Genomic DNA, 9,071 nt, shown 5'->3' with positions numbered 1-9,071 from the left:
CGGGATTGTCGGAGATGGTGAGATATTCCCTGGTGCCGACCTTCGGCGTCGGCAGCGCGGTGATCGGCGTCAGGATCACGTCCCATTGCTCGAAGAACGCGCCGAAGCCGCGTGACGTTGTGTTGAACACGCCCTGCATCTTCGCCCGCTCGGCGAAGCTCGTGTGCCGGCCGGCTTCCCAGATCCTGACGTTCATGGGCTCGATGAGATCTTCCGGCGGCTTTTCGAGTCCGCGCGCGGCGAGCATGTTGGAGATCACCACCGCGAAATTCGAGATGTAGCAGGTCGTCTGCGCCGCGAACGCGGCGCGGAAATCGAGCTCGGGCAGCGCATAGTCGACGTGATGACCGAGGCCTTCGAGGAAGCGGCCGGTCTTCTCCAGCTCGGCCGCGATCTCAGGCGTCGCGGTGTAGTCGCCCCATGTGTGCGACAGCGCAATGCGAAGCTTGCCGGGATCGCGCTTGATCATCTCGGAATAGGGCTGCGCCGTGGTCCAGAACGGCATGAACTCGCCGGGCGCAGGTCCGCGGGCGTGATCGACGAAGGCGGCGGTGTCGCGCACCGAGCGCGACTGGCAGCCCTGGATCGACACGAGCCCGGTGAGGTCGGACATGTGCGGGGCCAGCGAGAACACGCCGCGCGAGACCTTCAGCCCGATATTGCCGTTGACGCCGGCGGGAATGCGGATCGAGCCGCCGCCGTCGGTCGCATGCGCGATCGGCACCACGCCGGCGGCAACCATCGCGGCGCTGCCCGCCGACGAGCCGCAGGTGGTGTAGTCGGTATTCCAGGGATTGCGCGTGACGTAGACGGCCGGATTGTCGGCCGAGCTGCACACGCCGAATTCCGGCGTCGTGGTGCGCCCGATCAGGTTCAGTCCGGCCTGGCGGAATTTGCCGGTCAGGAACGTGTCGGCGCTCGCGCGATTGCCGCGCATCAGCAGCGAGCCCATCTCCTGGAGCCGGCCCTTCATGGTCGGCCCGAGATCCTTCATCAGGAAGGGCAGGCCGGCGAACGGGCCGGCGAGGTTGGCGCCGTCCCTGGCCGGGTCGGCGATCACGTCCTCGAACAGCTCGACCACGCCCGACAGCGCCGGATTGACCTTGGCGACGGCAGCAGTGGCCTGGCGGGCCAGGTCCTTCGGCGTCAGCTCGCCTTTGCGGACGCGCGCCGCCAGCCCCACGCCATCGTGCTGCGCCCACTCGTTCCAGCTCATCGGCAAAGTCATGAAATTCAATTCCCCAGATGCGACGTTCCTTCCTTTCGCATGGACCCTGCGTGAATCAACTGAGCCGGCGCGAAGGGCAGGGTTGCATGGGGCGGAGAGGTCGCACGACCAGGGAGGCCGGCCGTCTCAATCCGATAGTCGCGCGATCACCGCAACCGGCCCGCCGCCCGCGGGGCCCTGATGCTCGGCGCCACCGGACACGTAGACCGCGCCGGTGCCGGCAAGGCCTGCGATCAGCCCGCCGACCGCGGCGCGGGCGTGGCGCGTCGAGCTGATGTCGGTGTCCTCCAGCATGGTGTGGCGAAAGCCGCGCACGCTGCCATCAGGCGAGGCTTCCGCCTTGGCGAAGATGTTGACGAGCTCGCGGCCGGCTTCCGCTTGTGGCGCGACGCCAAGCCCGACGCTCTTCAGCGCCGACGTCACTGCGGCGGCGTCGATCGCATCGCTCATCACGGCGTGGCCGATCTCGAATTCGCTGACCGATGCCGCCGAATTGCCGAGCACGATGACGACGTTGTGCATCAGCTCGATTCCGGCCGAGGTGGACGCCACCTTGGAGAACAGATCGTAGCGGCGCAGCACGTCCCCGTCGCTGATGTCGGAGCCGGTCTCGCCGAGCRCGACCGCAACGCCGAGCGCGGAGGCGCCGCGCGAATAGGCCATCGAGCCGTAGGCGCTGGTCGTCGCCGTCTTGTGGCCGCGTGCGCTTGCGGCCTCGACGCGATCGCTGGTGAGCAGCGGGCACTTGATCTGCACGAAATGGACGTCGGCGGGGTCGGTGATGCCGGCGTCCGCCATCGCGGCCCTCACGGCCGCGGCCGTCTCAGCGATCTGCGCGGCGCGTCCGAGCTCCTCGGGCAGGAAGTCCCGCGTGTGCGCCATGCCGATGCTCAGGCGCTTGCCCGACAAGCCCGCCGGCGGCCGCTCGACCTCGCGGCGCGTGAACACGGTGATGTGCGGGCTGAGCACGCCTTCGGTGCCACCCGACATCACGAAGGCGATGCGCTGCTCGACCTCCTCCGGGGACAGGCTGAGCTGTGGCGCCAGCGCCGTGCACAGCGCGGCGACGGCATATTCCCGGGTAAAGTCGTTGACGCCGCCATTGCCCTCGGTCTTGCCGAGGATGGCGAGGATCTCCCTCGGATCGATCGCGCCGGCGCCGATCATGGCCATGAGGCCGGAGACGTCGCCTGGGCCCTTGGTGACGATCCTGATGACGCCGACCGATGTCGTCCGCATTGCTGGTTCTCAGAGTTCGGTGGTCCGGCGGTGCAAACAGCCGTGGAACGGAGGCGGATGTCAAGCCACTGGCAGCAACCTTTCATCCGTCATCCTGAGGTGCGAGCCCTGCGGCGCAACGCGTCGCTGGGCGAGCCTCGAAGGATGCACGGCCCGGCTGTATCTCGGCCGTTCATCCTTCGAGGCTTCCTTCGCAGCGCTATGCGCGCTGCGGCGTGCGCACCTCGGGATGACGGGGCTGCTATTTTGGTCCGGCGCAACGCAACAGGGGAGCCTTCGCCATCCCCCACGATTGTGGCGAGATCGCATCGGTTCGACAAAAAAATCGTCTGTCGACGGTTGCGCGCGGCACCTTGATGAATCAACCTCGGTTGGTCCATAAGCGGCGTCCCGCGACCGGATTTCGGTTTGCGTCGCGTGCTTGGAGAGAGGGATTCTCGCGTGGCAAATATCAACCAGAAAATTGCGCAGGAGCTTGGGGTACGGGCGGAGCAGGTCGAGGCGACGGTGACGTTGCTCGACGGCGGCGCCACGGTTCCCTTCATCGCCCGCTACCGCAAGGAAGCGACCGGTGCGCTCGACGACGCGCAATTGCGCACCCTGGAGGAGCGCCTGGGCTACCTGCGCGAGCTCGAAGACCGCCGCAAGGCGATCCTCGAATCGGTCCGCGAGCAAGGCAAGCTCGATGCCGCACTCGAAGCCACGATCATGGCCGCCGACAGCAAGGCGCGCCTGGAAGACATCTATCTGCCGTTCAAGCCGAAGCGCCGCACCAAGGCCGAGATCGCCAAGGAAGCCGGTCTCGAGCCGCTCGCCAATCAACTGATGGCGGAGCCCGGCAACGATCCCAAGGTCGTGGCGGAAGGCTTCATCAACGCCGAGAAGGGTGTGGCTGACGCCGCCGCCGCACTCGATGGCGCCCGCGCCATCCTGGTCGAGCGGTTTGACGAAGACGCCGACCTGATCGGTGCCTTGCGCGAGGAGATGTGGACCAATGCGCGCATGGCCTCCAAGGTGCGCGACGGCAAGAAGACCGAGGGCGAGAAATTCGCCGACTATTTCGAGTTCTCCGAGCCGCTGACCAGGCTGCCCTCGCATCGCATCCTGGCGATGTTCCGCGGCGAGAAGGAAGAAATCCTCGATCTGCAGATTCAGGCCGAGGCGGAAGCGCCGCCGCCGGGCGTGCCGAGCGCCTACGAATTGAAGATCATGAAGCGGTTCGGCATCGCCGACCTCAAGCGCGCCGGCGACCGCTGGCTGATCGACACCGTGCGCTGGGCCTGGCGCACCAAGATCCAGGTGCATCTCAACATCGACCTGCGCATGCGGCTGTGGAATGCGGCCGAGACCGAGGCCGTGCGCGTGTTCGCGTCCAATTTGCGCGACCTGCTGCTGGCCGCGCCCGCCGGCACCCGCGTCACCATGGGGCTCGATCCCGGCTACCGCACCGGCGTCAAGGTCGCCGTCACCGACGCGACCGGCAAGGTCGTCGATACCGCCGTGATCTATCCGCACGAGCCGCAGCGGCAGTGGAACGAGTCGCTCGCGATCCTCGGCAAGCTTGCGCTGAAGCACCGTGTCGAGCTGATCGCGATCGGCAACGGTACGGCCTCGCGCGAGACCGACAAGCTCGCGGGCGATCTCGTCAAGGGCCTGGCCGAGCTGAAGATGAACAAGATAGTGGTGTCGGAAGCCGGCGCGTCGGTCTATTCGGCCTCGGCCTTTGCCTCGGAGGAGCTGCCCGGTCTCGACGTCACCCTGCGCGGCGCGGTCTCGATCGCGCGGCGGCTCCAGGATCCGCTTGCCGAGCTCGTCAAGATCGAGCCGAAGGCGATCGGCGTCGGCCAGTATCAGCACGACCTCGGCCAGGCCAAGCTCGCCAAGTCGCTCGATGCCGTGGTCGAAGACTGCGTGAACGCCGTCGGGGTCGACGTCAACACCGCCTCGGCGCCGCTGCTCGCGCGCGTGTCAGGCGTGGGCTCGGGCCTTGCGCAGAGCATCGTGGCACATCGTGACGCCAATGGCCCGTTCAAGTCGCGCAAGGCGCTCAAGGACGTGCCGCGGCTCGGGCCGAAGGCGTTCGAACAGTGCGCGGGCTTCTTGCGCATCCTCGGCGGCGAGGATCCGCTCGATGCCTCCGGCGTGCATCCGGAAGCCTATCCGGTGGTGCGCCGGATTCTCAGCGCCACCAAGAGCGACATCAAGGCGCTGATCGGCAGCAGCGAGATCGTGCGCACGCTGAAGCCGAAGGATTTCGTCGACGAGACCTTCGGTCTGCCGACCGTCACCGACATCCTGCGCGAGCTCGAAAAGCCCGGCCGCGACCCCCGTCCGGCGTTCAAGGCCGCCGTGTTCAAGGAAGGTGTCGAGGAGATCAAGGATCTCAAGAAGGGCATGATCCTCGAGGGCACCGTGACCAACGTCGCCGCCTTCGGCGCCTTCGTCGACATCGGCGTGCACCAGGACGGTCTCGTGCACATCTCGGCGATGTCGAAGACCTTCATCAAGGATCCGCGCGAGGTGGTGAAGCCCGGCGACATCGTCAAGGTGAAGGTGCTGGACTTCGAGGTCGCCCGCAAGCGTATCTCGCTGACCCTGCGGCTCGACGACGAGGTCGGTGCCAAGAAGGACGCCCCCGGCATGCAGCGCGACAATGGCGCGCGCAATCCATCCCGCATGACCTCGTCGGCGCCGCGCAAGCAGGAATCCTCCGGCGGCGGCGCACTCGCCGAAGCCCTGCGCCGCGCGGCGGAGAAGAACAACGGCAAGCGGGCGTGAGACGTCTCTTACCTCTCCCCGCTCGTTGCGGGGAGAGGTCGGAAAGCCTCCGCGAGTTGAGCTCGTCGACGTACGGCGAATTCTACCCACGTCGTCATTGCGAGCGCAGCGAAGCAATCCAGACTGGCTCCGCCTGGACGGTCCGGATTGCTTCGTCGCAAGGGCTCCTCGCAATGACGAGGAGAGTTCGGCAGTCCGCCTCCCTAACACCCGCGTCAGAATCTGGCGCATTTGTAAGTTGAAGGTTAGGGCGCATTTTCCTCATCTGATCCCCTGGAGCGGCGCGACCGTCGCCGCGACAAGGAGGATATTCAGATGCACAGCAGGCTTCTCACCGGCATCGTCGCGGCGGCCATGGCCGCGACGTTGGCGGTCGCTTCGCCCGTTCTCGCCCGAGGTGGTGGTTTCGGCGGCGGAGGACACGGCGGCTTCGGCGGCGGAGGACATGGCGGCTTTGGTGGCGGTGGCCACTTCGGTGGTGGCGGCATGCATGTCGGTGGTGGCGGCATGGGTGGCGGGGGCATGCGATTTAGCGGGATGGGCGGCGCTGGTGGTGCCCGCTTCGTCGGTTCGCCAATGGCCGCCCACGCCGCCATTGGACCTCGCTTTGCCGCGGCTCCGCTAGCGACCCGCGCCGCCTTTGGGCCGCGCTTTGCCGGCGCCGGCTGGCACGGCAGGCCCTTCATCGGCCGCCACGCCTTCTTCCGGCACCACCATCGCTTCTTCTTCGGAGCACCTTTCATCTACGCTGGCTACTACGACGGTTGCTGGCGCAGGAGCTGGACGCCCTATGGGTGGCAATGGGTCAATGTGTGCGGAGACTATTGGTAGTCGCATCGCCGTACCGCACCATTGTCGCGATCGCCATCAGGCGGTTCCGCTCAGCCCCGGAACGGGATAGTCTGGTGGCGATCGTCGCGTGGAGTTTTGCATGACCGGAGGTCACCGCCGCATCCTGGTCGTCGAGGACGATCCGRAAACCGCAGGCCAACTCGTCGAAGAGTTGACGACCTCCGGCTATGAGGTCGATCTCGCCGCCACGGGGCGCGAAGCCCTGAGCCAGGGCGCCGCGCGCGACTATGCCGTGATCACGATCGACCGCATGCTGCCCGACATCGACGGCATCGCCGTGATGCGCCAATTGCGCGACGACGGCATCGCCGCGCCCTTCCTGATCATTTCGGCGCTCGGCGAGGTGGACGACCGCGTGCGCGGCCTGCGCGCCGGCGGGGACGACTATCTCGTCAAGCCGTTCTCCTTCGTCGAGCTGCTTGCGCGGCTGGAGGCGCTCGGCCGCCGCAGCGAGACCATCGCCAAGGAGACGCTGCTGCGGGTCGGCGACCTCGCCATCGACCTGATCGCGCGCAACGCCAGCCGCCGCGGCCGCAAAATTCCGCTGCTGCCGCGCGAGTTTCAGCTGCTCGAATATCTCGTCCGCAACGAGGGCCGCGTCGTCTCGCGCGCGATGCTGCTCCAGCACGTCTGGGACCTGCATTTCGATCCCTCCACCAACATCATCGACGTCTATGTCGGACGCGTCCGCCGCAAGGTCGACGATGCCCAGGCCTATCCGCTGATCCATACCATCCGCGGCATCGGATATTGTCTCCGTGCTCCTGGCTAAGACGCTTCGTTCCTCGACCTTCCGCCTGGCGCTGATCGCGATCGCGGCGTTCGGGCTGATCGTCGCGGCGATCATGGCTTATGTCTATTTCGGCACGCTCGCCTATGTCGAGAGCCGGCTCGGCACCGCCGGCGATCACGATGGCTTCACCGGCACGATCGAACTCGCCATGGTCGCGGTCGCGCTGCTGCTCCTGGTGCTCGCCGGGCTCGCAGCCGTGCTGGTGACCCGGCGCACGGTGGGGCGGATCGAGGAGATCAACGCCACCAGCCGTGCCATCATGCTGTCCGGTCTCGACCGCCGCATTCCCTTGCGCGGCAGCCACGACGAGTGGGACCGCGTCGCCGAAAACCTCAACCAGATGCTCGACCGCATCGAGACGCTGATGGGCGAGGTCAAGCAGGTCAGCGACAACGTCGCCCACGATCTGCGCACCCCGCTGACGCGCATGCGCGGCCGGCTGGAAAAGGCCTATCATACTCCGCGCAACAGCGAGGCAGACGCTGCACTGATCGGCGACACCATCGCCGATCTCGACGCCGTGCTCGGCATGTTCGCCTCCATCACCCGGATCTCGGAGATCGAGACCCGCGCCCGCAGGAGCGCCTTCCGCGCGCTTGATCTCGCCGAGATCGCCGGCGAGGTCGTCGAGCTCTACGACGCCGCCGCCGAGCAGGTTTCGACGCGTCTCAGCCTCGGCGGCGACCGCGAGGTCGCGATCACGGGCGACCGCGACCTGCTGTTCGATGCCGTCGCCAATCTCGTCGACAACGCGATCAAGCACGGCTGCAAAGGCGGGCAGGTGACGGTGACCTGCCGCAGCGCCGGTGGCGGCGCCGTGATCGCGATCGCCGACGACGGTCCGGGCATTCCGGCCGACCAGCGCGACCACGTCTTCAAGCGGTTCTACCGGCTCGAACAGAGCCGCTACACGCCGGGTAACGGCCTGGGTCTCAGCCTCGTCGCCGCGGTCGCGCGCCTTCATGGCGCCGAGATTGCGCTGCATGACAATGCGCCGGGCCTGACGGTCCAGCTCCGGTTTCCGCCGCCTGCGCAGCCCGGCACCCAACTTGCATGATCGCACGCGTACCGAGTGGAAGTCCTGCAATGTCCCGCCTGCCAGATCTCGTCATCACCAATGCTCGCACGCGCGGCCGCGAGATCGTCGACATTGCGATCACCGATGGCGTGATCACCGCGATCGGCAACCGGCTCGATCCCGGTGCACAGGCCTTTGTCGATGCCAAAGGCGGCCTGGTGACGCCGGCATTTGTCAATCCGCACCTGCATCTCTGCAAGGTATGGACCCTGCCGATGATGTCGGAGGCGGCGCTCGAGGCCTATCAGGGCGGCGGCATGAGCGAGGCGGCGAAGGCGGTCGATCTCGCCGCAGCGGTGAAGAGCAATTACGACGCGTCCTGGATCGTCCCGAACGCACGGCGCGCGGTTGCGCTCGCCGCGCTTCACGGCAATCTCCACATCCGCGCCTTCGCCGATGTCGACACCAAGGCCCGGCTGGAGGGCGTCAAGGCGCTGCTTGCGATCCGCGAGGAGTTTCGCGGCATCGTCGACATCCAGGTCGTGGCTTTCCCACAGGACGGCCTGTTTCGCGAGCCCGGCGCCGACGGTCTGATGCGCAAGGCGATGGCGCTCGGGGCAGACGTCGTCGGCGGGATTCCCTGGATCGAAGCCGATGAAGAGGACATGCGCCGCCATGTCGCGTTCTGCTTCGACCTCGCGGCCGAACACGGCGCCGAAATCTCGATGCTGCTGGACGACGTCGGCGACGCCAACATGCGCACGCTCGACATGATGGCGCGCGCGGTGATCGCGCGCGGCGTCGAGGGCCGAGCGCTCGCCCATCATTGCCGGGCGATGGCGCTCTATCCCGAGAACTATCTCCGCGAGCTGATGGTGCTGCTCGGAAAGGCCCGTGTCAGCGTTGTCAGCAATCCGCACAACGGTCCGCTGCACGCGCGGGTGAAGGAATTGCTGGGCGCGGACATCAATGTCTGCCTCGGCCAGGACGACATTTCCGACGCCTATTATCCGTTCGGCCGCAACAACATGCTGGAGGTGGCGTTCCTCGCCTCGCATCTGTTGTGGATGACGAAGAAGAGCGAGTTCGAGACGCTCTACGACATGATCACCACGCGCGCCGCCACGGCGATCAACCTCGAGCGCTATGGCCTCGGGCTCGGC

7 protein-coding genes are annotated in these 9,071 nt (G+C 66.8%); 5 read left to right on the top strand and 2 right to left on the bottom strand.

Annotated features, from left to right (window positions below; translation table 11 throughout):
• Together AC1D00_RS14360 and atzD are read right to left on the bottom strand one after the other, a co-directional pair.
• Nucleotides 1–1,228, bottom strand: a 1,228-nt coding sequence (locus tag AC1D00_RS14360; protein WP_477011124.1) for an amidase, incomplete at its 3' end; no start/stop codon positions are given.
• Nucleotides 1,229–1,354: 126 nt separating this feature from the next.
• A complete protein-coding gene (gene atzD, locus AC1D00_RS14355; RefSeq protein ID WP_477011123.1) occupies nucleotides 1,355–2,467 on the bottom strand; it encodes a cyanuric acid amidohydrolase in 1,113 nt (370 codons plus the stop codon).
• A 441-nt stretch (nucleotides 2,468–2,908) separates the two neighbouring features.
• Between atzD and AC1D00_RS14350 the strand changes: the two genes are divergently transcribed.
• From AC1D00_RS14350 to AC1D00_RS14330, 5 genes are all read left to right on the top strand, one after another.
• On the top strand, nucleotides 2,909–5,245 hold the full coding sequence (locus tag AC1D00_RS14350; protein WP_027547128.1) for a Tex family protein: 2,337 nt from the start codon (nucleotides 2,909–2,911) through the stop codon (nucleotides 5,243–5,245).
• Between the two features lie 315 nt (nucleotides 5,246–5,560).
• Entirely contained in the window at nucleotides 5,561–6,076 is a 516-nt protein-coding gene (locus AC1D00_RS14345) for a hypothetical protein (RefSeq protein WP_135177536.1), read from the top strand.
• Nucleotides 6,077–6,176: 100 nt separating this feature from the next.
• Nucleotides 6,177–6,869 (top strand): response regulator transcription factor, encoded by a 693-nt coding sequence (locus AC1D00_RS14340; protein ID WP_477011122.1) that lies wholly within the window; start codon nucleotides 6,177–6,179, stop codon nucleotides 6,867–6,869.
• Entirely contained in the window at nucleotides 6,856–7,947 is a 1,092-nt protein-coding gene (locus AC1D00_RS14335) for a sensor histidine kinase (protein ID WP_477011121.1), read from the top strand. The genes AC1D00_RS14340 and AC1D00_RS14335 overlap by 14 nt, the downstream gene beginning before the upstream one ends.
• A gap of 29 nt (nucleotides 7,948–7,976) precedes the next feature.
• The coding region (locus AC1D00_RS14330) for an amidohydrolase family protein (protein ID WP_477011120.1) at nucleotides 7,977–9,071 on the top strand (1,095 nt) is incomplete at its 3' end.

The sequence above is a fragment of the Bradyrhizobium sp. P2_E8 genome, from assembly GCF_056403875.1.
This window is presented reverse-complemented; position numbering and strand designations above follow the sequence as displayed.

What these genes read in the sequence shown, in the direction of transcription:
- AC1D00_RS14345 (WP_135177536.1), top strand. Translation starts at nt 5,561, where the DNA reads ATGCACAGCAGGCTTCTCACCGGCATCGTCGCGGCGGCCATGGCCGCG.